Source organism: Methanoculleus chikugoensis, from assembly GCF_900095385.1.
Taxonomy (GTDB): Archaea; Halobacteriota; Methanomicrobia; order Methanomicrobiales; family Methanoculleaceae; genus Methanoculleus; species Methanoculleus chikugoensis_A.
In genome coordinates, this window is the sequence record NZ_FMID01000044.1 from 1 (window position 1) to 22,282 (window position 22,282).

Consider the following 22,282-nt stretch of genomic DNA (forward strand, 5'->3'; position numbering starts at 1 on the left):
AACCCGGGGCAGCCGGAAGTGCAGGAGAAGATCCGTAAGGCGATGCAGTGAGGGCGCACGGCGCTCCCGAAGCTTTTCACCATCACCGGCCGCAGCACCGCAGGGGAACAGCAGGTTCTTTCCCGATGAAGAACACCGGGACCGGCATGGCACACCACACGCGTTCCCGGAGATACCTGCCCGGGGATGAAGCCGCCCGGCGGCGCTGGCAGCACCCCGAGTCCATCCTTGAAGGGATCGGGCTTGCCTTCGGCTCGACCTTCATCGACGTCGGGTGCGGGGAGGGGTTCTTCGCACTCCCGGCCGCGCGGATGGTCGGACCGCACGGCCGCGTCTGCGGGATCGATATCGATGCGGAGGCCCTCGATCTCCTGCAGGAGAAGGCTTTTTCCGAAGGGCTCGACAACGTCGTCCTCCACCGGGGGATGGCCGAGGAGATCGTTCTCTGCAGCGGCTGCGCGGACGTCGTCTTCTTCGGCATCGACCTCCACGACTTCGTCGACCCGGTTCGGGTGCTCCGGAATGCAAACCGGATGGTATCCGGATCCGGCCTGATCGTCGACGTGGACTGGAAGAAGGAGCCTCTCCCCCTCGGTCCGCCGCCCGAAAGAAAGTTCAGCCGGGAGCATGCGGCGGCGTTGATGGCGGAGGCGGGACTGGAGGTCAGGGCGGTGGCGGAGTCAGGACCATACCATTACATCGTCACGGCCGTGCCGGAGAATAAAAAAAAGGGTTAGGGGTTACTTCAGGTTCGCAAGGCCGCCGTAGTTGACGGCGTTCACGAACGCATCGAGATCCGATTTGGAGCCGCCTTCAACGCTGACGTAGACCATGAACCGGTCGTTCACGCCGATCCAGGTGCCGTAGGAGTCAGGCTTGGTGAAGTACTCCCAGGACGGGTAGCCGCCGGCCTTCCCCTGCTTGTAGTAGCCCTCGGTCGACTCGAACGAGACCATCGAGTCCCAGGACTGCCAGTAGCCCACGTCGTAGTAGGCCGAATCCTGGATCAAGATCGTCGCCCAGGCGTTGTCCTTGCCGTATTCACGGGACGCCCAGGTCCACTGGCTGTCCTCGACCGTCCAAGACGCCCCGACAGGCTCTTCTGCAGTCCAGCCTGCAGGCGCATTCGGGAGGAACGCGATCAACGCCGTATACGAGACCGCGGTCACGCTGCCCGGGACGCCCCCGGGAGCGGAGGTACCGCTGGCGGTGACGCTGGTGGTGGCCGCCGGGCCAGTTCCAGAGGAGGCGTCGCCGGTCGTGTCTGAGTCTGAAGTACCTGTACAGCCTGCCGTCATGAGGCAGAGCGCGAGCAGCGCAAAGAGTCCCAGAACCATTGCTGGTGAGATGTTTCTCATGATGATGCCCTCTGAACGACCAGAATGATAGAATAATATTTATAGATTGTTATTTTGCCCTTCAGACCGTTCTAATCATCCAAAAACCGTTTTGGAGCATGCACGAATCTCCCGTTAAAAGGGCCGGCTCCGAAACGATCGAATCCGGATACGCCCGGGCTGCGAATATCATTTCCAGGAGTTTAAGAAAACTATTTAACCATTCCGAGATACCTTACCGCATGGTTCAGAAAAAGAGCATCTGCAGCGTCCTGGTTGCAGGATTGCTGGTAATGTGCCTCCTCGGTGCCGGCTGCACATCGCAGCCGGAAGAGGGAACCCCGACCGCGACGCCCACGCCCGCCGCGACGGGGGAGTATGCCTTCAACGAGACGAACAACAACGAGACCGTCACCCTCCCGGCCGGAAGCGAGATCACCATCAGCCTCGATGAGAACCCGACGACCGGCTTTTCGTGGAACGTCACATCGTCTGCCGGACTCGAGTACGTGAACGACACCTACATCGCGCCGGAGACCGAACTCGTGGGCGCCGGTGGAGTGCACGTCTGGCAGTACCGCGCCGCCGAGCCCGGTGCCGCCGAGTTCACCGCGATCTACAAGCGCCCCTGGGAAGAGACGACCGGCAACGAGACCACGTTCTCGCTGGCCTTCACCATCGAGTAACCTGCGCACGTTCCCCCGCAACCGTGCGGGGGGCAAAGACCCCTCTTTTGGGAGCCGGGTCACCCCAGGAACCTGCGCCGGTGCGCGGCCGAGAGAATGAGCGAGCTCAACCTCCCGGTCTCGTTCTCGCGGAGCGCCCGGGCGATCTCGCCCGTGATCTCCGCATGCTCCGCGTCCGGTTCGACATCCACCAGGTCGGCCACCCTCTCCGCAAGTTCCCGGGGGACGAACCCGGTCTCCGTATTGAGGAAGCGGGCGGCGGCCCTCAGGTCCTCGTCGAAGTTTATGTAGGTGTCCCTGAGAAACCCGATGTCCGCATCGTCCAGCGCATCCAGGCCGAGGACCTCGGGAGGGAGACCGATCGAGTAGAGGGCCGCGGTGAACTTGATCGCCCGCGGCAGGGTGATCCCGCCGGTGCTCCGGGCGTAGCCGAAGAGGCCGATGTGCAGTTTCCGCTTCCGCCTCTCGGGCACATGCCGGGCAACCCGGTTGATCACGGGGGCAAGCGGCCCGAGCCGCCGCTCGTATGCCCGGGTATACCTCCCGATCAGGTCGAGAGCCGCCGCCTCGTCGACGGGCCGGGGGCGGCCGGGCCTTCGCTCCTCCAGCCTCCGGACCGCATCCTGGACATCCTCAAGCGGGTGATCGTACTTGAACGCCGACTGGACGGTGAACGTGTGGACGCTCGGGTACTCGGTGGTAACCCGACCGACGGTCCCCGGGGAGAGACCGCCCCGAAACGGCGCCGAACCCACCCCGATGATGGGATAGATCCGTGTCCCCGTCTCCTCCGAGACCTCCTGGAGATGCAGGAGCGCGATCTTGTTCAGAAGAACCGCGCTGACAAGCCCGTAGTTCATCGCCGGGTCGGATCGGGCTAGGAAGACGCGCTGGTCGGCGATATCCTTGCCTTCGAGGTAGCGCCTGACCGTGGTATGCGCATCCAACATATGGTCCATCTCCTCAAAGAGCGGGATCACGTTGATCCTGTTCGGCCGGAACCTCCCGATCCAGTCCGCGATGGTCAAGCCCCCTTCCCCAAGGCTTCTCTCCTGCTTCCCGACGACGATATCGGTGTAATAACGATAGATATTATCGATAGCGGCGTGAGACGCCGTCATCGGGAGGATCACCTCGAATATCGGAGGACACTCGTCCCCGTAGAAGAGGCACGCCGTATCGAACGACCGTGGGATGCTCTCAAGCGTCTCGAGGAGTATCTTCGCCTCGGCCGTCTCGACCTCGGGGTTCGGGACCCGGAGCGTCAGGAAGACGTCCCGGCCGAGCCTCTTCTCCCGGAAGTAGGTGTCGTACCGGGAGAGGAGTTTCCTGACCACGAAGTTGTCGACCTCTTTTCCCTCGCAGTCCCACATCTGCTCGGTGCACCCCAGGTGAGAGTAGGCGTAGTACGCCTCCTGGACCTCGTCGTCGCCGCCGAGCTCCGGGCTCTCGGCAAAAAACGGCAGGTTGACGTTGTCGGGGTGCTGGGTGCTCATGCACTGCGGTATTCGTACCATAGAGTTTAGCGCTCCTTCATAGCGGGGACCGGGCGTCTCATGTCAACCCCCTCTTTGGTCTACGGTTGACATGAAAAGATCTTCGGTCGCCTCCTGTCCCACCGCGGTTCATTCCCGGGCCTTCCGCCCCGTCTTCCCGCCGCCGAACCGTCTCAATACTTCCGTTCCCGGCCACGGCCCCCCGCGTGCCGCATAAACCTGTTCCGGCCCGAAGGCAAGAAGATCCAAAAGGCTCCTCTTTGCCGCCGCGGGATCGTCCATCCTGAAGGGAAACCGGGGTCTTCCGCCCGGGAAGATGGCGGAGAGGAGATCGCCGACGATGGCGGTGCCGCCGGCGAGGAGAACCGAGACCGAGCCGGGAGTATGCCCCGGCGTGGGGACGATCCTGCCCCGGAGACCAAACGCCCCGAGGTCGGCGATGCCCTCGATGATGATATCGGGCTCAATGCCCCCCGGACCGGAGACGGCCTTCCTCTCGCGCACAAGCCGGATCAGGCCCGGGACGACCCGGGCGGGGAAGCACAGGCCGTCGACCCCGAGGCGGACGGCACCGGCATCGCCCTCGTGAACGGCGACCGGTGCGCCGGTCAGTTCCCGGAGCGCGTCGGCACTCCCGTAACTCTCCGGATGCCCGTGCGTGACCAGGATCAACGAGACCTCGTCGCGCCTGATGCCCGCCTGCTTCATCGCGGCCAGGATGGCCGCCTCATCCCCGGGATTGCCGGTATCGACCAGGAGCACGCTCCGGTCCCTGACGATGAACGCAGAGGTCGCGCCGAGCGGCACGGCAACGACCGCCGGAAGGCGGCGGGTGGCAGGGCTCCTTGTCTTCTGCTCCATAATCCACCCGCTCCCGGCAGAACCCACCGCATTCCGACCGTCGGCCTTCATGGCACCCCAACCCCAGGATGCCTTCTCCCTACATCAATGATTCGGTCGGAACGAGGAGAATACGTAGGGGATAGGAGATATCGGCCGACATCGGAGAGATTTGCAAGACGGGGGACAGGAACTCCGACCGAATTTCAATACACATATATATCGAAGAAATGAGTCTGAATCTATGGCGTATGAGAAATCGACATCCCGACATCTCCTCGTGATCCTCGTAGTCCTCTCCCTGGCGCTCGTCGTCCCGGCAGCCGCACAGGAGAAGACCGGTACACGATTGGTGCAGCCCGGCGATACGATCGAGGTGGAGGCCGAACCGATCGTCCTCGACCTCATAGGGCTCCGCAAAGCGGATTCGTTCAACCCGATCACGGAACTCCGGAAGTACCAGGACGACAACCCTGCAAAATCGATCAAGCGGGTTATCGGCGTCCCGAAGGACAGCTACTTCACGATCAACGTCTATACGTTCAAAGGGCATTACGGACGATATTTTGCGTATAGTAAGGAAGACGGCCTGATTCACGAGAACAGCATCGTGTTCGTCCATGCTCCGCCGCCCACGGCCACGGAGACCACTGCCGAGGTCACGGAGACGCCCACGGAGACACCGACGGCCACGGCCACGCAGGAACCGACCCGGGCACCGCTCCCGGGACTGATCGCGATCGCCGCGATCGCTCTCGCTGGACTGCTCGGCGCAGCGCAGAAGCGGTAGACAGACTCCACGATATCGTTTGATGAGGCACCGCGGACCTCCCCGACCGGTAAAACGGCTGCCGGTCGGCCTCGCAACCGTTCTTAGGGGACGCCTCTCCCGGCTGCAGGTCGGTATTATATACAACCATCCCTACTTCCCCACCCGAGGAAGGATCACCCATGCAGGATCGCCGGCACCGCCCGGTCACCATCTCTCGCGAGACGTCCCTCTCATCGAATCGGTGTCGATATAGGGACGCTGCAGGTGTTTGCAAGGCGGGGTGAGAACTTTCTCCGTGAATGAAGGGAACCTGCCCGGCCGGTGCTCCGGAGGAGCGGCGAGCGGGGGGTTCCGGGAGGCTCAAACGATGAACGGATGTAACCTCTATGCACCGGCGGTGGCCCTGATCGCCCTCGCCCTTCTCGCCGGTGTCGCAACGGCCTCGGAGCACCGGGTCACCAACGCCACGGTCGACCAGGTCTATTCAACGGTCCTTGCCGACCGCATCCTCTGGTCCGACAACCGAACCGGGGACTACGATGTCTACCTCTACAACCTGACCGGGGAGAGCGAACGCGCGCTCTCACCGCCGGAGACAGACCAGTTCGCCGCAGCCCTCCCCGCCGGGATGGGGGTGAGCGGCGATAAGGTCGTCTGGGAGGACAACCGGAGCGGGAACCGGGACATCTACCTCTACGACCTGGCCACGGGGGAGGAGAGGCAGATCACGAGCGGGTCCGGTCATGAGGTCAATCCCGTCATCGCCGGAGACTGGATCGTCTGGCAGGACGACCGGAACGGCAACTGGGATATCTACCTCTACGACCTCTCTACCGGACAGGAGACCCGGATCACGGACAACGAGAGCGCGCAGATGACTCCCGCCGTCACGGAGAGCATGGTCGTCTGGAACGACTACCGGCACGGCAACTGGGACATCTACGCCTGGACCCCCGATGAGGCGGCAACGTCCGCACCATCTGCGCCGTCTGCCCCCTCCGCACCGGGGCCGGGCCTGACACCCGCCTCACCCGGAACGCCCGGAGTGCCCGGTACAACCACCCGTCCGACGGCCGCAACACCGACGGCCACTCCGACGGCTACTCCGACGGCGACGGCCACACCGACGCCGGAAGCAACGGTGACCATGCCGCCCGATGATCTGACGGAGACCTTGACGCCGACAAGAACCCTGCCGCCGAGAACCTTCCCGCCGGTGACCTTCGTAACCCTCGAACCAACCCAGACACCGTTCCTCCTGTGACGGGGCGGAGCATGCCGTGAGGTTGTCCCGGAGACGAGGGGTTCCTCACCACGCCCCTCGCTTCAGGACATCCGGCGCCATGCCCTCCTGTATCGCATAACGGACCCGGCAGGCATCGGCCGGAGGCATCCGCTCGCAGGGACGAAAAACAAAAAAGGGAGGGTATCGGGGAGGTGATTACGCCAGGTAGTCGTCCGGGCGCGGGAGCTGTTCCTTCAAGCCCTTGCGCTTGCGGATAGCCATGACCACGTCGTTCACGATGCCGGAGGGCACCAGTTCGAACCCGGCGAACTCGGTGCTCCACATCGCACGGCCTTCGGTAGCGGACCGGATATCTCCGGCAAACCCGAAGAGTTCGGCGACCGGGGCCCTGCCGACGATCGTCATCGTGTCGCCTTCACTCAGCATATCGAAGACCTGGCCGCGCCGACCCTGGATCTGCGAGGTCGCCGCACCCATCTGCTCGCTCGGGACGGTGATCTGGATCTTCTGGATCGGCTCGAGGAGCGAGTCGCCGGCCATCAGGATGCCTGCCTTGACGGCGCTCCTGACCGCCGGGATGACCTGGGCGGGGCCGCGGTGGATGGCGTCTTCGTGGAGTTTCACGTCCACCAGCCGGATCTTCAGGTTCTGAACCAGCTCGTCGGCGAGCGGGCCGCCGCGGAGCGCTTCGCGCCAGCCGTCGAGGACCAGTTCCATCGTTTCGTTGAGGTACTGGATACCCTTCGTCATGTCGATGAACATGTTGCTGCCCTCGATCGCCTTGACGTTCTTGGCCTCCTCCTTGTCCATGCCGGCAGCAGCGAGAATGTCACGCCGCTCGACCGCCTGCTGGTGCATCGAGACCTCGCCCTCCTGGATCAGTTTCACGATCGCAGGGTCCATCGGTTCGAGCTCGATATAGAACCGGTTGTGACGGTTCGGCGACTTCCCTTCGACCGGGCCCGCGGGGCCCGTGACCGTCTCGCGGTAGACGACGATCGGCGGGGAGGTGAGGATATCGACGCCCTTGTCGCGCTTGATACGGCCGGTGATGATCTCGAGATGGAGCTCGCCCATGCCGCTGATCAGGTGCTCGCCGGTCTCCTCGTTGATCGAGACCTGCACCGTCGGGTCTTCCTTCGCCACCTGGCGGAGAACCTCGACGAGTTTCGGGAGATCCTTCATGCTCTTCGCCTCGACGGCGACGGTCATGACCGGCTCCGAGTAGTGCTTCAGCGACTCGAACGGGGTCATCTCAATGAGCGTCGTGACGGTCGAACCGACGATGGCGTCTTTTAAGCCCGTCACGGCGGCGATGTTGCCTGCCGGGAGCGCTTCCACCTCGATCCGCTCGGCACCCATGAAGACGCCGACCTGGGCAAGGCGGTTCGCGCGCTTCGCCGCACCCATGATGTAGCACTCGGTGCCCCGGCGGAGCGTCCCCGAGAAGAGACGGCCGGTGGCGACCTCGCCCGCGTGCGGGTCGAACGAGATATCGGTGACCATCATGCAGACAGGTCCGTTCGGGTCGCAGGCAACCATGGCCTTGCCCTCGGCGGTGTTGTAGTCCCCGTGCCAGATGATGTGGGTACGCCGGTCCTGGGCCTGGAGGGGGTTCGGCAGATGCTTGACCACCATGTCGAGAAGGACGGCGTGCAGCGGGCTGTTCTTTGCCAGCCACTTCATGTCGCCGGCGTTGCACTTCTCAAAGACGTCCTTGAACGAGACGTTGCTCTTCTTCATGAAGGGAACGGAGACGGCCCAGTTGTAGAGCGCGGAGCCGAAGGAGACGGTGCCCTTCGCGGCATCGAGCTTCCAGCCCTCGTTGTACATCTTCTCGTTCATGCCCTTGATCAACTTGTTGACCTTGTCGATCACCTTCGCAAGGCGGATCTGCATCTCCTGCTCGTCCACCTTGAGTTCGTTGACCAGCCGGTCGACCTTGTTGATGAAGAGAACCGGGCGGACACCTTCTTTGAGGGCCTGCCGGAGCACCGTCTCCGTCTGGGGCATGGTGCCTTCGACCGCGTCCACCACGACGACGGCGCCGTCCACCGCACGCATGGCACGGGTCACGTCACCGCCGAAGTCCACGTGGCCGGGGGTATCGATCATGTTGATGAGATACTCTTCCCCGCCGTACTCGTGAACCATCGAGACGTTGCTCGCATCGATGGTGATGCCGCGTGCCTGTTCCTCCTCGTCGGAGTCCATGAAGAGCTGCCGGCCGGCAAGCTCCTCACTGATCATGCCCGCGCCGGCGAGCAGGTTGTCTGAGAGTGTTGTCTTTCCGTGATCGATGTGGGCGACGATACCGATGTTCCGGATGTGCTCCGGCTTGTCCATCAGCTCCGTCACCCGCTCTACCATCTTCTTTCGTCGGGTCATGTTTCACCAAAAAAATAAAGGGTATTAGCGAGCAGCCTTTGCGATACGCTCTCTTTCTTCTTTCTTCGAGACGGCGTAGGAACGGGTGTCGCCGTTCGCGGCTGCAATCAGTTCTTCGGCAAGCGCTTCGCTCACGCTCTTCTTCTTCTTGTGGCTCGCCTGCAGGACACCGGCGGTGATGAACCGGAGCGCGGTGTCGACACGGCGCTGGGGAGCGGTATCGACCGACTTCGGGACGTTGATGCCGCCGTACTTCAGCCGGACGGTCTCCTCGCGGGGCCCGGTGTTCGCGACTGCGTCCACCAGCACCTGGACCGGGTTCTTCTTGGTCTTCTTGTTGATGATCTCGAAGGCTTCCCGGACGATGCGGATGGCGAGTTCCTTCTTGCCGGTATTGTTCTCGGTCTGCATCATCTTGTTGATCAGCCGCTCGACGATCAGCATGTTGCTCTTGTTGAACTGCTGGCCGACGAGCTTTCCGCAGGAGTGCGGCACGATCATCGTGTGCAGGTTCACGTAACGGGCAAGGCTCGGATCCTGGATCTCCACCTCGCTCATATCCCAGCGGTTGAAGAGGAGCTGCTGGGACTGTTCTGCTCCTGCTTCTGCTGCTTCTACCATACCACTTACCTCCGCGGCTTCTCTTTGCGGCCCACAACCATCTCGTGCAGGCTAACGTTGTTCACCTTGGTCACGACGAACCGGACGCCGGGGATATCACCCTTCGACCTGCCCAGTCTGCCGCCGATGCCCTCGATCTCGACTTCATCGTGCTCGTCGATGAAGTTGATGGCACCGTCGCCGACGGCGAACGCGGTTACCTGACGACCGTTCTTGATCAGCTGTACGCGGACGCACTTCCGGATCGCGGAGTTCGGCTGCTTTGCTTCAACACCCACCTTCTCGAGAACGATCCCGCGACCCTGCGGCGCTCCCTCAAGGGGGTCAGCTTTTACATCGAGCCCGAGCTGACGACGCGCGTAGTTGGTGTCATGCCACCGGTTATTATTTGCGTCGCGCTTCAGTTTTCGGGCTGCAAATTTTCCATTTCCCATCGAATACCCTCGAATTAGTTGAATTTGTGGATAGGAGCAACTCCTGGTGTGCTATAAAGCAACGCGCGTTGCGGATTTATATATTGTGGAACCCGCTTGCACGCCGATCTTCTGCCTTAGGTATTAGATCGGGAGCTGATATAATATTATATCCTGGCGGGCAACCTTCATTGATGACAACCCGGATATACAAAGAGGTTTTTTTCGAGGCGACCCACCGCCTGATCCATTACCGGGGGAAGTGTTTCCGGCTGCACGGGCACCAGTGGCGCGTGGAGGTCTGGATCGAGGGGACGGCCGACGAACGCACGGGAATAGTGCTCGACTACAACTGCATCAAAGAGGTCGTCGGGCGGTTCGACCACCAGGTGATCCTGAACAAAGACGACCCCATGGCTGCGTGCATCGAGGAGTTCCACCCTGTCGTCACCACCGATGGCGACCCGACGAGCGAGCACCTCGCAGGGCTGATAGCGGAGATGATCGACGCCGAGGCCGCACGGCAGGGACACGACGCCCGCGTCGCGAAGATCCGGGTCTGGGAGTCGACGACCTGCTACGCAGAGCGCACCTATGATCGTCAGTGAGATCTTCCGGAGCCTCCAGGGGGAGGGGAAGAACCAGGGGCGGCCCTGCACGTTCGTCCGGCTCACCGGGTGCAACCTCAGGTGCGCCTGGTGCGACACCCCATACGCCCATGAAGGTGGGGAAGAGATGAGTGTTGCGCAGGTCCTCGACCGGGTCTGGCTGCTTCGCGGAACGCATATCTGCATCACCGGCGGGGAGCCGCTCCTGCAGCGGGAGGAGGTGCTCAAACTCCTTGAGAAGTTCGATCTCCACGGGTATACCGTCGAGATCGAGACGAACGGCACCTGCGACTTCCGCGAGGTGCAGGCATACGCCTCCATCTGCATGGACGTGAAATGCCCCTCGTCCGGAGAGAAGAGCGATCTCTCGCTCCTCCCCTACATCACCCCGCGCGACTGCGTCAAGTTCGTGGTGGCGGACGAGGACGACCTCCTCTACGCCCGGGCGGTGATGAGCCGGTACGAGATCCGGGGCGAGGTCTTCATCTCGCCGGTGGAGGGATCCGACTACCGGGCCGTCGCGGACTACATCGTCGAAGAGAACCTCCCGGTGAGGTTTCAGGTGCAGCTCCACAAGCTCCTGGGGGTACAATGAAGAGAGCGGTCTGCCTTCTCTCGGGCGGCATGGACTCGACCACGCTCGCCTACGTCGCGAAGGATATGGGCTACGAGATCGTCGCGCTCCACTTCACCTACGGCCAGCGGACGGAGGAAAAAGAGCGGGAGTGCGCCCGCGCCGTCGCGAAAAAACTCGATGCGCTCGATTTCGTCGAGATCAGCCTTGAGCACTTCAGGAAGATCGGGGCATCGAGCCTGACGGACACCTCGATACCGGTCGAGGAGTACGCCGGCAAGGAAGAGAGTGTCCCGAGCACGTATGTGCCCTTCAGGAACGCGAACCTCCTCGCCATCGCGACCAGCCTCGCGGAAGCCCGCCGTGCGGAGGCGATATTCATCGGCGTCCAGACCGGCGACTACCCGGGCTATCCCGACTGCCGGCCGGAGTTCATCGAGGCGTTCCAGCGGGCGGTCGACCTCGGCACGGCGGCGGATCCGCGGATCGTCCTGATGACGCCATTCGTCCGGATGTCGAAGGTGGATATCGTCAGAAAGGGGCTCGCGCTCGGCGTCCCCTACGAGCTGACCTGGTCGTGCTACCAGAACGACGACCGGGCCTGTGGGGTCTGCTCCTCCTGTCACTACAGGAGGACGGCGTTCCGGGAGCTCGGGCTCGAAGACCCGATCAAGTACGAGGTGTGATGGTGGAGATCTACCGGGGCAAGAGGCTCAGTATCGAGACGAGGGAGTTCACCCTCCCGAACGGCACGAAGAAGGAGCGGATCGTCGTCCATCCCGGCGGCGCGGTCGCGATCCTCCCGATCGAGGGGGACGACTGCTACCTCCTCCGGCAGTACCGGTTTGCCGTCGACGACTACGTCTTCGAGGCGCCGGCAGGCACCATCGACGAGGATGAGGAGCCGCACGAGACCGCATACCGGGAACTGATCGAGGAGACCGGGATGAAAGCAGAGACTTTCGTCCCGAAAGGCTGGATCTATCCCTCTCCCGGTTACACAGACGAGCGGATCTGGCTCTACCTCGCAGAGGGGCTCTCCCCGTGCTCCGACTACCAGATGGACGACGACGAGGTGATCGAAGTCGTCCGTGTCCCCGTCGGGGACGTAAAGGCGATGATCGAGGACGGGAGGATCGTCGATGCAAAGACGATCTGCCTGGTCTGCCGGTGCCTCGGGTGAAGGTGCGGGAGGGATCGGCGAATGTGCGCAGATTTATGCCGTCCCCGGAGAAACACATAGTAGCTTCGATATATGAACAACCTTTGGCAAGCCAGGTGAACCTCCATGGAAGAGACGCAAGAGATGGATACCGCGCGGAAGCGCTACGAATTTAAAAAGATGCTCGAGAAGCTTGCGGAGAAGGAGGGGAGCGGCACCGAGCTGATCACACTCTATATACCTCCGGACAAGCAGATATACGACGTGACCGCCCAGCTCCGCGACGAGTTCGGGCAGTGTGCGAACATCAAGAGCAAACAGACCCGTACCAACGTCCAGAGTGCCATATCCTCCATCCTCTCCCGCCTGAAATACTATAAGCGCCCGCCGGAGCACGGCATGGCGGTCTTCTGCGGCACGATCAATATCGGCGGCGACCGCACCGACCTCGACTGCGAGATCATCGAGCCGCCCGAGCCGCTCAACACCTACATGTACCGGTGCAGTTCTTCGTTCGAACTCGAACCGCTGCAGCAGATGCTCGGGGAGAAGGAGGTCTACGGCCTGATCGTCCTCGACCGGCGGGAGGCCTACATCGGCTTCCTGCGGGGCAACCGGATCGAGCCGGTCCACGGTGTCACCTCGACGGTTCCCGGCAAGCAGCGGAAAGGAGGTCAGTCGAGCGTCCGGTTCCAGCGGTTGCGGCTGATCGCCATCAACGAGTTCTACAAGAAGATCGGCGACCGGGCGAGCGATATCTTCCTTGCCGAGAAGGACTTCTTCGAGCGGTTCAAGGGCGTGCTGATCGGCGGCCCGACCCCGACCAAGGAGGAGTTCGAGGCGGGCGGGTTCCTCCACCACGAGTTGCAGAAACGGATCATCGGGCTCTTCGACGTCTCCTACACGAATGAGTCGGGGCTGGCCGAACTCGTCGAGAACGCGTCGGACGCCTTGAAAGGCCTCGACATCATCAAGGAGAAGAACGTGATGAACCGGTTCCTCCAGGAACTGGTGAAGGACGATGGAGCGTCCTCCTACGGCGAGGAGAGTGTCAGGAAGAACCTGGAGCTCGGCGCCGTCGACACCCTCCTCCTCTCCGACAAACTCCGGAGAGCCCGGCTGAAACTCGCCTGCCCGAACGATGACTACACCGAGGAGCGGACGATCAGCATCGAGCCGGGCATGCATATTAAAGACCTCGACCTCGGCACCTGCCCGAAGGACGGCGGAACGCTCTACGTGGCCGAGGAGAGCGATATCATCGACGAACTGACCGCGCTCGCCGATCAGAGCAGCACGACGGTCAGGATCATATCGGACGACTTCGAAGAAGGTTCGATGCTCTACAATGCATTCGGCGGGATCGCTGCAATCCTGCGCTACAGGACAGGATACTGATGATGTACCAGGAGAAGTATCACCAGATCGAGCGCATGCTCCGGGCATGCATCGGCGAGGAGGACGTCCTCCTCACGACGGGGGGGGATCACGCCGATCTCGCCTCGACGATAGCGTTCAAACTCGCGAAGATTGAGAAGCGGGCTCCCCAGAAGATCGCCGCCGATATCGCGGAGAAACTCTCGGGGAACCCCGAAATCGGCGACGTCCGGGTCGAGGCGGCCGGACCCTACGTCAACTTCCGGTTCGGCCCGACGCTTCTTTCGGAAGCGGTCAGGGAGGCGATCGAGCCCGGCTACGGGGCCCTCCAGCGCCGTTCCGGCAGGGTCGTGCTCGAACACACGAGCGCGAACCCGAACGGCCCCCTCCATGTCGGCCACATAAGAAACACCGTCATCGGCGACACCCTTGCCCGGGCGTTCCGCAAGGCCGGGCACCCGCTCGAGGTGCAGTATTATCTCAATGATATGGGCCGCCAGATCGCCATCGTCTCGTGGGGGTTCGACCACCTCGACATCCCCCGCAAAGATGGCGAGAAGGAGGATCACTACGTCGCCCGGATCTACGTCGCGGCGAACCGTGAGATCGAGAAGAACCCCGCCATCACCGAGGAGATCGACCGCCTCATGCAGAAGGTGGAGCGCGGCGATGCCGAGACCGTCGCGAAGTTCCGCAGAGCCGTCTCCCTCTGCGCGGAGGGGATCAAGGCGACCCTCGCCGCCCTGAACGCCCACCACGACCGGTTCGTCTGGGAGAGCGATTTCATCCGTATCGGCGACGTCGACCGGATCGTCGAACAGGTCCGGCGGCTGCCGCAGGCCCACGAGGACGAGACGCTCTGGGTCGACCTCACCGAGCAGGGGTTCGAGAAGAAGTACATCCTCCGCAGGAGCGACGGCACCTCGGTCTACAGCACCCGCGACCTCGCCTACCATACCTGGAAAGGGCGCAACTACGACCGGCTGATCGACGTCCTCGGGGCGGATCACAAACTGATCGGCGCCCAGCTCCGGGCCACCCTCGAACTCCTCGGCGAGAAGCCGCCCGAGATTGTCTTCTTCGAGTTCGTCTCCCTCCCCGAAGGCTCGATGAGCACCCGGGCGGGCAAGTTTGTCTCGGCGGACGAACTGATCGAGGAGGTTGCCGCGAAGGCGTTCGAGGAAGTGACCACCCGGAGGCCGGAACTCCCCGAGGAAGAACGGTGCGCGATCGCGAAGTCGGTCGCCATCGCCGCCATCCGCTACGACATCGTGAAGGTCTCTCCCGAGAAGAGCACGGTCTTTAACTGGAAGGAGGCGCTGGACTTCGAGCGGCAGAGCGGCCCCTACATCCAGTACGCCCACGCCCGGGCCTGCAGCATCCTCGATAAGGCCGGCGAGTTCGAGCGGGCCTACACGCTTGAGACCGACCACGAGGTCGCGCTCGCCCGGCACCTTGCCCGGTTCCCGGCCGTCGTCGAGCAGACCGTGCAGGAACTCCGCCCGCACCTCCTCGCCGCTTACGCTCGCGAACTCGCCGACCTCTTCAACGCCTTCTACCACTACGACCCGGTCTTGAAGAGCGAGGGCGAGACCCGGAACAGCCGTCTCGCGCTCGTGGATGCGGTCAGGAACACCTTACAGGAGTCGCTTGGGACTCTCGGGATCGATGCGCTCAGAAGCATGTAAGGCCCTCAGAAAGCAGGGCTACCAGTTCATCACCCCGAACTCCTCGGCGGCCGTAAAACCCTGCATGTGGAACAAGCGGGCGCTCAAGGGCGGGGAGATGTGCTACAAGGCGCAGTTCTACGGCATCGAGAGCCACCGCTGCGTCCAGATGACCCCGACCCTCAAGTGCAACCAGCACTGCCTCTTCTGCTGGCGGTCGTTCGAGCACGAGGTCGTGGAGGAAGAGGAGTGCCCGCCGGAAGTGATCGTGGCAAACCTCCGGCGCGTCCAGAAGAAGGCCCTCTCGGGCTACAAGGTCTCGCCCTACGTCGAGCCCGAACAGTTCGCGGAGGCTCTCGCCCCCACCATGGTCGCGATATCCCTCTCGGGGGAACCGACCTGCTATTCAAGCCTCCCGGAACTGGTCGACGCCCTCAACGCGGACGGATATACGACCTTCCTCGTCTCGAACGGCACCAAGCCGGACGTCCTCGCCCGGTGCCGGCCCTACCAGACCTACGTCTCCCTGGACGCCCCCGACCGGGAGACCTACCTCGCCCTCTGCCGGCCGGTGGAGGATTACTGGGACTGCATACAGGAGAGCCTCGCCGGACTCCGGGACCGGCGGTCGGCCGTCCGCACCACCGTGGTCCGCGGCTACAACGACTTCTCCCCCGAGCGCTACGCGGCGATCTACCAGGACTCCGGCGCCCGGTTCATCGAAGTAAAGGGTTATATGCATCTGGGGTACAGTAGGAATCGACTGCAGAGGGACCGAATGCCGGAACATCACGATATTCGGGCGTTCGCCGAGAAAATAACGGAGCACTGCGACTATGCCATCAAGGATGAGAGCCCGGTGAGCCGGGTCGTCTGTCTGGAGCGGAAGATATGAGATTTGATGTGGAAGCGTTCAAAAAGAGAGCGAGAGAGGACTTCGAGCATGCCTGGCATGAAGGGCCGTCGGTTCTGACACCGGCCGGGGTCTCCGGCCGGTACCCCCGGCTGAGGTACACCCGGGCGACACCGCACCCGATCTTCGAGATCGTACAGCGGCTCCGCGAGACCTACCTCGCGATGGGGTTTGACGAGGCGATCAACCCCCTGATCGTCGAAGAATCGGACATCTACCGGCAGTTCGGCCCCGAGGCCATGGCCGTCCTCGACCGGGTCTTCTACCTCGGCGGGCTGCCCCGGCCGAACGTCGGGATTGCAAGAAAGCAGGTTGATGAGATCGAGGCCATCCTCGGCCGTGCACTCTCGTCCGGGACCGAGGATAAACTCCGCGAAACCCTTCACGGCTACAAGAAGGGGACGATCGACGGCGACGAGCTGACGCACGAACTCGCGGCCGTCCTCGAGGCCGACGACGCCGCCGTGGTGCATATCCTGGACGCGGTCTTCCCCGAGTTCCGGGAACTCGCACCCGAGTCGTCGCGCAACACCCTCCGGAGCCACATGACGAGCGGCTGGTTCCTGACGCTCTCCTCCCTCTGGGAGAAGCGTCATCTCCCGATACGGCTTTTCTCGATCGACCGGTGCTTCCGCCGCGAGCAGGAGGAGGGGCCCACCCGCCTGATGACCTACCACTCGGCCTCCTGCGTCGTTGCGGGCGAGGACGTCACCCTCGAAGAGGGGAAAGCCATCAGCGAAGCCCTCCTCTCGGCCTTCGGGTTTACCGAGTTCCGGTTCCAGCCCGACGAGAAGCGCTCGAAGTACTACATGCCCGAGACCCAGACGGAGGTCTACGCCCGTCACCCGGTCCTCGGCTGGGTCGAGGTCGCCACCTTCGGCATCTACTCCCCCTCGGCGCTTGCGGAGTACGGGATCGGCGTGCCGGTGATGAACCTCGGTCTCGGGGTGGAGCGGCTCGCGATGATCGCCTACCAGTCAAACGACGTCCGCCAGCTCACCTATCCGCAGTTCTTCCCGCAGAAGATCTCCGACCGCGAGATCGCCGGCGCCGTCCACCTCCGTGAGGAGCCGGTATCCGCGGCCGGAAAACGGATGGCGGAGGCTATCCGCGATACGGCCGCCGAGCACGCGGCCGCGGCCGGGCCCTGTGCGTTCACCGCGTGGAAGGGCGAGATCGCCGGAAGAGAGGTTGAGGTGATCGTCGAGGAGCCCGAGTCCAACACGAAACTCTGCGGGCCGGCCTGCGCGAACGAGGTCTACGTTCACGACGGTTCGGTGCTCGGCGTCCCGGATATCGAGAAGTGGGCGAAGGTCCGGGAGGAAGGCGTCTCCACCGGGATAACCTACCTCGACGCGGTATCGAGCCTCGCCGCCGCCCGGATCGAGGAGGCGGCACGGTGCGGCGAAGGGACGCACGTCCAGGTTAAGATGTCGAAACTCCCCTCCGACGTCAACCTGCGCATCGAGGAGTACGCGATGCGGTATGTCACCGACCACAACAAAAAGGTGGACCTCCGGGGCCCGGTCTTCCTGACGGTCAGGTCCGTCATCCCGGAGCAGCCGACTCAATAAGGGGCTTCTCCCTCCCGGGCCTCTCTTTTTTTCCGGAGACGCACCCCCTATCGCCCTCGATGCACCTCCTCAAGAGAGGCAGCACGTCCCGCTGGGCGACCAGATTGAACCTGGCCCTGCTCGGAGCAAGCCCGACCTTGATCGAGTAGGCGTCCGGCGGCATCGCCTCGAAGAGGTCTTCGTCCGTCCGGTCGTCCCCGATGGCGAGGATGAACTCCCAGGCGTTCCGGGATACCCAGTTCAGCGCCGCTCTGCCCTTGTTGACGACGTTGTTCTTGATCTCGATGACCTTGTTCCCGTCCATGACCCCGACGTTGAGGTTGGAAGTCAGGTGCAGGAGGTCGTCTTTGAGGTCTTTCGCCCGCTGCGCCCCGAGCAGAGGCTCGGTTCTCCGGTAGTGCCAGACGAGAGAGTAGTCCTTCTCCTCGATGAAAGCGCCGGGCGTACGATCCGTGTAGAGTTCGAGGAGCGGGTAGATCTCCCCTTTCCACTCGTCCGAGAGCGCCTCAGGCATCCGCCACTCCCCGGAGCGCTCTTTCACCCAGACGCCGTGCTCGGCGATGATCCCGATATCCAGTTCCCCGAACCAGGTATCCAGCGTGGACCGGTCCCTGCCGCTGATCACCACCACCTCGTTTCCGGGCGTCCGGGAGAGGGACGTGAGCACCTCCCGTGTTACGTCGCCGGGAACCGCTTTCTGGGGCCTTGAGGCGAACGGAACCAGGGTGCCGTCGTAGTCGAGGAGGAGGAGACGGTCGTTCGCGGCACTGTAATCCGCGACCAGTTCGTCCCTGATGGCGGGGGTGACGATCTGCTCGGAGCGTTCGACCCGGACCGCCCGGGCGTCGCCCAGGCGTGTGAGGAAGTCGCCGACCCAGTGCTCGATGTCGTAGCGCATCAACCTCCTCTGCATCGTCCGGTTCCGCTCGATCTGCTCCTTCTCCGGCATGGCGAGCGCCGTCTCGATCGCCTCGATCACGGCGTCCTGGTCGTTCGGGTTGACGATGATCGCTTCGCCGAGCTCCTCGGCCGCCCCTGCCATCTCGGAGAGGATGAGGACGCCTATGCCGTCGGTCCTCGTGGCGACGTACTCCTTCGCCATCAGGTTCATGCCGTCCCGGAGCGGCGTCACCAGGGCGACGTCGGCGGCGCTGTAGAACGCCACCAGCGTCTCGAACGGGAGGAAGTTGTAGAAGTAGCGGACGGGAACCCAGTCGGTCGTCCCGTACTTCCCGTTGATCCGGCCGACGAGTTCGTCGATCCGCTTCTTCAGCACCTTGTAACTGTTGACGCTTGTCCGGGACGGGACTGCGACGAGGACGAGGGAGACCTTTCCCTGGTACTCCGGCTTCTTCTCAAGGAGCGCGTCGAACGCCTCGAGCCGGAGCGGGATCCCCTTCGTGTAGTCCAGGCGATCGAAGGAGAGGATGATCTTGCGCTTCCCGTACTTCTGCCGGATCCGGGTTATCTCCTTCTGGACGGGGGCGCTGCCCGCGGAGTCGGCGAACCGGTGGTAATCGATGCCCATCGGGAAGAGGTCGGTCCGCACCACCCGGGTGCCGGTCCTGACCTCCCCGAAGGAATGTTCATAACCGAGGATCCGCCGGACGCTGGAGAGGAAATGGCGGACATAGCCGTAGGTATGGAACCCGATGAGGTCCGCTCCAAGGAGGCCGGAGAGGATCTCGTTCCGCCAGGGCAGGTGCCGGAAGACTTCGAACGACGGGAAGGGGATGTGGTGGAAATAGCCGATCTCGGCATCGGGGAGACGCTCCCGGAGCATCTGCGGGAGGAGCATCAGGTGGTAGTCGTGGATCCAGATGGTGTCGTCGGGCCGGGCCACCTCCATCACGGCGTCGCAGAACTTCTCGTTCACCCGCTGGTAGACCTGCCATGTCTTCGGGTCGTAGTCTGCATAGAGGTTGAAGTAGTGGAGGAGCGGCCAGAGGGTGTTGTTGCAGAACCCGTCGTAGTAGTGCCTGATATCATACGGGGTGAGGAAGACCGGGTGGCACTGCTCCTTCCTGAGCGTCTCGACGATCCGATCTCTCTCTTCGCTCTGCTGCTTCTGGATGTTCATGCCGGGCCACCCGACCCAGAGGCTCTCGTAAGACTTGTAAAACGAACCGACCCCGGTGGCAAGTCCGCCGACGCTCCGCTGGAGATGGAGATCGCCGTTTTTCCGGGATACGCTGACCGGAAGCCTGTTTGAGACTATCAGTAACCGATTCATGGTTCGACCCTGTTCATGATAGGATATGATCAGCACCCAAAGAATCTCAATCAAAATTAAGGTTTTGGAGAAATCTCGAAAAATTACAGACATCAGAGATCGAGGAACCAACCCATCTGCCCGGTTCTGCCGGTCTCCGGAGAACCCATGCATACCGTGCACGCCCGAACGCGGCGATCCCGCCGGGGCATCACCGGCAACGGCTGCCCGGTGCCCCTCAGATATATGGGAACGTGAGGAGACAGGGCATTTACGGTCGATCCGGCATCCCGTCCCCGGAACCTGCGTGTGATACCGATAACGTTATATTTTTCTAACACATTGTTAGATATACCTAACAGGTGCAACGATGAAGAGACGATACGCAATACAGATTGCAGCGGGAGCGGTTCTCAGCGCTGCAGGCATCCTCCTCCCGTTCCTCGTAGACGGGACGGAGGCGCTCTCCTCGCTTATGGTGACGATCGGTCTCGTGATCCTCGCGGTGGCCGTGGTTCGGTACTGGAGGTTCCGGGACGAGCCGGAGAAAGACGAGCGGACGCAGAAGATCGGGGCCTACGCCATCTCCTACTCCTGGCTTCTCACCATCGTCTTCCTAGCAATCCTCTTCTGGGTGGACTACCTCAGGCTGCTCGCCCTCACGGTCGAGACCGTGCTGCTCTCCGCCATCCTGCTGATGGGGCTCTCCGCACGGCTCTTCCAGTGGTACCTCTTCCGGCAGGGGGACGTGGCGTGAAGCCGGCCCGCCTCATTTTGAGGGGGGATGTGCTGTGAAGACACGGATACGGGAACTGCGGGCGAAGACGGGGATCACCCAGGAGGAACTGGCGCAACAGGTCGGGGTCAGGAGGGAGACGATCGTCTTCCTCGAGAAAGGAAAGTACAATCCCTCCCTGAAACTCGCCTACAGGGTGGCCCGGACGCTCGGCTCCACCATCGAGGAGGTCTTCATCTTCGAGGAAGAGGATCTGGCATGAACGTACCCTGCAGGTGACTGCACGGCAGGTTACGACAACACGGGAACAAACCGCAAAAAGGTATTGGGGGCAAGTTCTAAGGTCGGAACCGCAGTTTAAAAAACATTTTGCTCTGCAATTCCCCCTCTCCAGCCCCCTATTCGCGAATAAGGACAGGTTACACGCGATACCAAGTATTTGAGTTTTTATTGTCAGGTAAACATATAATCCGAGAGTATGCTCATTCTTCGGGCTGAGCGCGGTACAAAGGAAGTATTGTTTCGGCATTCCGCGGATTTGTCCCGATATTTTCCTTCCTGCCGCCCCCTTCCGATCAGCCGCGGCATGGTGCCGCACCACCATCGCCATCCCCCCTGAGGAGTGCGAAGAGCCGGGCAAGCGAGACGATGTCCTGCCGGTTATGCTCCACGACCGGGACAAGCGGGCCGGGATTTCCAGTCCTGCGGTAGGTCTCGTAGAACTCCGGAACCATCCGGCTCGGGACATCGTCCGCCCGGGCGACGCCGAGAACCCCTGTCTCCAGCGCACCAAGCCGGCAGGAGGCGAGCGAGTCCTTCCAGCGCCGGCGTGCGAAGTAGAGAACGTCGAAGTGGGGAGCGGCAAGGTCTGCCGGGATGCCGTGCCGGGCGAGCCGGTCCCGGATGTACGGGACGTCGAACGCCCGGCCGTTGAAGGTGACGAGGGCCGTTCCCTCCGCCTCCAGGTCGGGCAGGACGGCGGCGAGCGCCGCTTCCTCTTCCTCGACCGACCTTGAGAGGTACTGGCGGACGGCGATCGACCCGCCGCTCACCCGGGCGAGGCCGATGAGGATGATCGGCCGTGAAGAGAGCCCCAGCGTCTCGATATCGAGGAAGACGAAATCTTCGGGTGCGTGGAACCGGCTGGCCTCGAGGAGGAGCGGGTCGCTCCGCCGGCGCCGCCGCTCGATCTCCGCCGTGAGGCCCCGGGTATCCGCTATCGAATCGAGGAGCCGGGCAGCATCCCGGCGATAGCGAGGATACGCCATAAGATCGGCGATCGTCCGGCAGCCCCGCTCCGCGAGGCGCCGCCGGGTCGCTTCGCCGATGCCGCGAACCAGGGTGAGGTCGCCGAGGACGGCCGATGTCGCCCGACCGGGGTCGCGGGCGTCAAGGCTCATGGGGGTCCGGGACTCGACGACGTAGCACGTCCCGGAAGGGCACGCTATCTCACGGCCGCAGAAGACGTCCTCGACCGCCCGGCCCCGGTATCCGGCGACGAGGTCGTCCCGGAGCCTTCGGGCCTCGTCGTCGTCGGAACGGCGGATGAACGGCGGCCGGAAACTCGGGGCAGACCTCCAGCGCTCATCGAACGGGTATGACATCCTCCCGGCCAGGGTTGGATTCTCCCGGCCTTCAACCTACCCGCCGCGTGGCGAAA

At 62.8% G+C, this 22,282-nt stretch carries 22 protein-coding genes; 14 read left to right on the forward strand and 8 right to left on the reverse strand.

All coding sequences use genetic code 11. From position 1 onward, the window contains the following. The first annotated feature begins 125 nt into the window (after nucleotides 1-125). Nucleotides 126-737, forward strand: a complete 612-nt coding sequence (locus tag L21_RS08920; RefSeq protein ID WP_074370132.1) for a class I SAM-dependent methyltransferase — start codon at nucleotides 126-128, stop codon at nucleotides 735-737. A 3-nt stretch (nucleotides 738-740) separates the two neighbouring features. Here L21_RS08920 and L21_RS08925 read toward each other — a convergent pair whose 3' ends face one another. Then, nucleotides 741-1,358, reverse strand: a complete 618-nt coding sequence (locus L21_RS08925) for a hypothetical protein (RefSeq protein WP_074370133.1) — start codon at nucleotides 1,356-1,358, stop codon at nucleotides 741-743. A 221-nt stretch (nucleotides 1,359-1,579) separates the two neighbouring features. Here L21_RS08925 and L21_RS08930 point away from each other — a divergent pair, with 221 nt between their 5' ends. Then, a complete protein-coding gene (locus L21_RS08930) occupies nucleotides 1,580-2,023 on the forward strand; it encodes a protease inhibitor I42 family protein (RefSeq protein ID WP_256712860.1) in 444 nt (147 codons plus the stop codon). Between the two features lie 59 nt (nucleotides 2,024-2,082). Here L21_RS08930 and ppcA read toward each other — a convergent pair whose 3' ends face one another. Continuing rightward, nucleotides 2,083-3,540: a phosphoenolpyruvate carboxylase gene (gene ppcA, locus L21_RS08935; RefSeq protein ID WP_074370134.1), complete on the reverse strand. Its 1,458-nt coding sequence runs from the start codon at nucleotides 3,538-3,540 to the stop codon at nucleotides 2,083-2,085. 108 nt (nucleotides 3,541-3,648) lie between these two features. Next, entirely contained in the window at nucleotides 3,649-4,380 is a 732-nt protein-coding gene (locus L21_RS08940; RefSeq protein WP_256712862.1) for an MBL fold metallo-hydrolase, read from the reverse strand. A 223-nt stretch (nucleotides 4,381-4,603) separates the two neighbouring features. On the opposite strand from L21_RS08940, the gene L21_RS14150 reads away from it, so the two are divergent. Together L21_RS14150 and L21_RS08950 are read left to right on the forward strand one after the other, a co-directional pair. After that, complete coding sequence (locus tag L21_RS14150) at nucleotides 4,604-5,149, forward strand: hypothetical protein (RefSeq protein WP_074370136.1); 546 nt, start codon at nucleotides 4,604-4,606, stop codon at nucleotides 5,147-5,149. A gap of 349 nt (nucleotides 5,150-5,498) precedes the next feature. Beyond that, entirely contained in the window at nucleotides 5,499-6,395 is an 897-nt protein-coding gene (locus tag L21_RS08950; RefSeq protein ID WP_143727256.1) for a PD40 domain-containing protein, read from the forward strand. A 177-nt stretch (nucleotides 6,396-6,572) separates the two neighbouring features. Here L21_RS08950 and L21_RS08955 read toward each other — a convergent pair whose 3' ends face one another. From L21_RS08955 to L21_RS08965, 3 genes are read right to left on the reverse strand one after another with little or no spacing between them, the layout of a single operon-like run. Further along, nucleotides 6,573-8,765 (reverse strand): elongation factor EF-2, encoded by a 2,193-nt coding sequence (locus L21_RS08955; RefSeq protein ID WP_074370138.1) that lies wholly within the window; start codon nucleotides 8,763-8,765, stop codon nucleotides 6,573-6,575. 24 nt (nucleotides 8,766-8,789) lie between these two features. Beyond that, entirely contained in the window at nucleotides 8,790-9,386 is a 597-nt protein-coding gene (locus L21_RS08960; RefSeq protein WP_074370139.1) for a 30S ribosomal protein S7, read from the reverse strand. Between the two features lie 5 nt (nucleotides 9,387-9,391). After that, nucleotides 9,392-9,820, reverse strand: a complete 429-nt coding sequence (locus tag L21_RS08965) for a 30S ribosomal protein S12 (protein ID WP_074370140.1) — start codon at nucleotides 9,818-9,820, stop codon at nucleotides 9,392-9,394. A 173-nt stretch (nucleotides 9,821-9,993) separates the two neighbouring features. Between L21_RS08965 and L21_RS08970 the strand changes: the two genes are divergently transcribed. The 8 genes from L21_RS08970 (at nucleotide 9,994) to sepS (ending at nucleotide 17,674) form a co-directional block, all read left to right on the forward strand. After that, nucleotides 9,994-10,407 carry a 6-pyruvoyl trahydropterin synthase family protein gene (locus tag L21_RS08970; RefSeq protein WP_074370141.1) on the forward strand — a complete coding sequence of 138 codons (414 nt, stop codon included), beginning with the start codon at nucleotides 9,994-9,996 and terminating at the stop codon, nucleotides 10,405-10,407. Continuing rightward, nucleotides 10,394-11,002, forward strand: a complete 609-nt coding sequence (locus L21_RS08975; protein ID WP_074370142.1) for a 7-carboxy-7-deazaguanine synthase QueE — start codon at nucleotides 10,394-10,396, stop codon at nucleotides 11,000-11,002. Before L21_RS08970 ends, L21_RS08975 begins: the two co-directional genes overlap by 14 nt. Further along, a complete protein-coding gene (gene queC, locus L21_RS08980; RefSeq protein ID WP_074370143.1) occupies nucleotides 10,999-11,667 on the forward strand; it encodes a 7-cyano-7-deazaguanine synthase QueC in 669 nt (222 codons plus the stop codon). Before L21_RS08975 ends, queC begins: the two co-directional genes overlap by 4 nt. Beyond that, complete coding sequence (locus tag L21_RS08985) at nucleotides 11,667-12,164, forward strand: NUDIX hydrolase (protein WP_074370144.1); 498 nt, start codon at nucleotides 11,667-11,669, stop codon at nucleotides 12,162-12,164. Before queC ends, L21_RS08985 begins: the two co-directional genes overlap by 1 nt. A 105-nt stretch (nucleotides 12,165-12,269) precedes the next feature. Next, complete coding sequence (gene prf1 / locus L21_RS08990; protein ID WP_074370145.1) at nucleotides 12,270-13,541, forward strand: peptide chain release factor aRF-1; 1,272 nt, start codon at nucleotides 12,270-12,272, stop codon at nucleotides 13,539-13,541. A gap of 2 nt (nucleotides 13,542-13,543) precedes the next feature. Next, complete coding sequence (argS, locus tag L21_RS08995) at nucleotides 13,544-15,208, forward strand: arginine--tRNA ligase (protein ID WP_074370146.1); 1,665 nt, start codon at nucleotides 13,544-13,546, stop codon at nucleotides 15,206-15,208. Further along, on the forward strand, nucleotides 15,189-16,082 hold the full coding sequence (gene twy1, locus L21_RS09000; protein ID WP_074370147.1) for a 4-demethylwyosine synthase TYW1: 894 nt from the start codon (nucleotides 15,189-15,191) through the stop codon (nucleotides 16,080-16,082). The genes argS and twy1 overlap by 20 nt, the downstream gene beginning before the upstream one ends. Beyond that, nucleotides 16,079-17,674 (forward strand): O-phosphoserine--tRNA ligase, encoded by a 1,596-nt coding sequence (gene sepS, locus L21_RS09005; RefSeq protein ID WP_074370148.1) that lies wholly within the window; start codon nucleotides 16,079-16,081, stop codon nucleotides 17,672-17,674. The genes twy1 and sepS overlap by 4 nt, the downstream gene beginning before the upstream one ends. Here the strand turns inward: sepS and L21_RS09010 are convergent. Next, complete coding sequence (locus L21_RS09010; RefSeq protein WP_074370149.1) at nucleotides 17,649-19,907, reverse strand: bifunctional alpha,alpha-trehalose-phosphate synthase (UDP-forming)/trehalose-phosphatase; 2,259 nt, start codon at nucleotides 19,905-19,907, stop codon at nucleotides 17,649-17,651. The two genes, sepS and L21_RS09010, sit on opposite strands and share 26 nt — an antisense overlap. Nucleotides 19,908-20,256: 349 nt before the next feature. On the opposite strand from L21_RS09010, the gene L21_RS09015 reads away from it, so the two are divergent. Together L21_RS09015 and L21_RS09020 are read left to right on the forward strand one after the other, a co-directional pair. Further along, nucleotides 20,257-20,643 (forward strand): hypothetical protein, encoded by a 387-nt coding sequence (locus L21_RS09015; protein ID WP_074370150.1) that lies wholly within the window; start codon nucleotides 20,257-20,259, stop codon nucleotides 20,641-20,643. 34 nt (nucleotides 20,644-20,677) lie between these two features. Then, on the forward strand, nucleotides 20,678-20,884 hold the full coding sequence (locus L21_RS09020; protein WP_074370151.1) for a helix-turn-helix transcriptional regulator: 207 nt from the start codon (nucleotides 20,678-20,680) through the stop codon (nucleotides 20,882-20,884). Between the two features lie 313 nt (nucleotides 20,885-21,197). Here the strand turns inward: L21_RS09020 and L21_RS09025 are convergent, their stop codons facing one another. Then, nucleotides 21,198-22,226: a ribonuclease H-like domain-containing protein gene (locus tag L21_RS09025; protein ID WP_083608920.1), complete on the reverse strand. Its 1,029-nt coding sequence runs from the start codon at nucleotides 22,224-22,226 to the stop codon at nucleotides 21,198-21,200. Nucleotides 22,227-22,282: the final 56 nt, after the last annotated feature.

Coding starts and splice junctions, on each gene's coding strand:
- L21_RS08985 (WP_074370144.1), top strand. CDS start 11,667: ATGGTGGAGATCTACCGGGGCAAGAGGCTCAGTATCGAGACGAGGGAG.
- prf1 (WP_074370145.1), top strand. CDS start 12,270: ATGGAAGAGACGCAAGAGATGGATACCGCGCGGAAGCGCTACGAATTT.
- L21_RS08970 (WP_074370141.1), top strand. CDS start 9,994: ATGACAACCCGGATATACAAAGAGGTTTTTTTCGAGGCGACCCACCGC.
- L21_RS08955 (WP_074370138.1), bottom strand. CDS start 8,765: ATGACCCGACGAAAGAAGATGGTAGAGCGGGTGACGGAGCTGATGGAC.
- L21_RS08930 (WP_256712860.1), top strand. CDS start 1,580: ATGGTTCAGAAAAAGAGCATCTGCAGCGTCCTGGTTGCAGGATTGCTG.
- ppcA (WP_074370134.1), bottom strand. CDS start 3,540: ATGGTACGAATACCGCAGTGCATGAGCACCCAGCACCCCGACAACGTC.
- L21_RS09010 (WP_074370149.1), bottom strand. CDS start 19,907: ATGAATCGGTTACTGATAGTCTCAAACAGGCTTCCGGTCAGCGTATCC.
- L21_RS08965 (WP_074370140.1), bottom strand. CDS start 9,820: ATGGGAAATGGAAAATTTGCAGCCCGAAAACTGAAGCGCGACGCAAAT.
- L21_RS08925 (WP_074370133.1), bottom strand. CDS start 1,358: ATGAGAAACATCTCACCAGCAATGGTTCTGGGACTCTTTGCGCTGCTC.
- L21_RS14150 (WP_074370136.1), top strand. CDS start 4,604: ATGGCGTATGAGAAATCGACATCCCGACATCTCCTCGTGATCCTCGTA.
- L21_RS08940 (WP_256712862.1), bottom strand. CDS start 4,380: ATGGAGCAGAAGACAAGGAGCCCTGCCACCCGCCGCCTTCCGGCGGTC.
- L21_RS08975 (WP_074370142.1), top strand. CDS start 10,394: ATGATCGTCAGTGAGATCTTCCGGAGCCTCCAGGGGGAGGGGAAGAAC.
- argS (WP_074370146.1), top strand. CDS start 13,544: ATGTACCAGGAGAAGTATCACCAGATCGAGCGCATGCTCCGGGCATGC.
- L21_RS09015 (WP_074370150.1), top strand. CDS start 20,257: ATGAAGAGACGATACGCAATACAGATTGCAGCGGGAGCGGTTCTCAGC.
- L21_RS08920 (WP_074370132.1), top strand. CDS start 126: ATGAAGAACACCGGGACCGGCATGGCACACCACACGCGTTCCCGGAGA.
- L21_RS08950 (WP_143727256.1), top strand. CDS start 5,499: ATGAACGGATGTAACCTCTATGCACCGGCGGTGGCCCTGATCGCCCTC.
- twy1 (WP_074370147.1), top strand. CDS start 15,189: ATGCGCTCAGAAGCATGTAAGGCCCTCAGAAAGCAGGGCTACCAGTTC.
- sepS (WP_074370148.1), top strand. CDS start 16,079: ATGAGATTTGATGTGGAAGCGTTCAAAAAGAGAGCGAGAGAGGACTTC.
- L21_RS09025 (WP_083608920.1), bottom strand. CDS start 22,226: ATGTCATACCCGTTCGATGAGCGCTGGAGGTCTGCCCCGAGTTTCCGG.
- L21_RS08960 (WP_074370139.1), bottom strand. CDS start 9,386: ATGGTAGAAGCAGCAGAAGCAGGAGCAGAACAGTCCCAGCAGCTCCTC.
- queC (WP_074370143.1), top strand. CDS start 10,999: ATGAAGAGAGCGGTCTGCCTTCTCTCGGGCGGCATGGACTCGACCACG.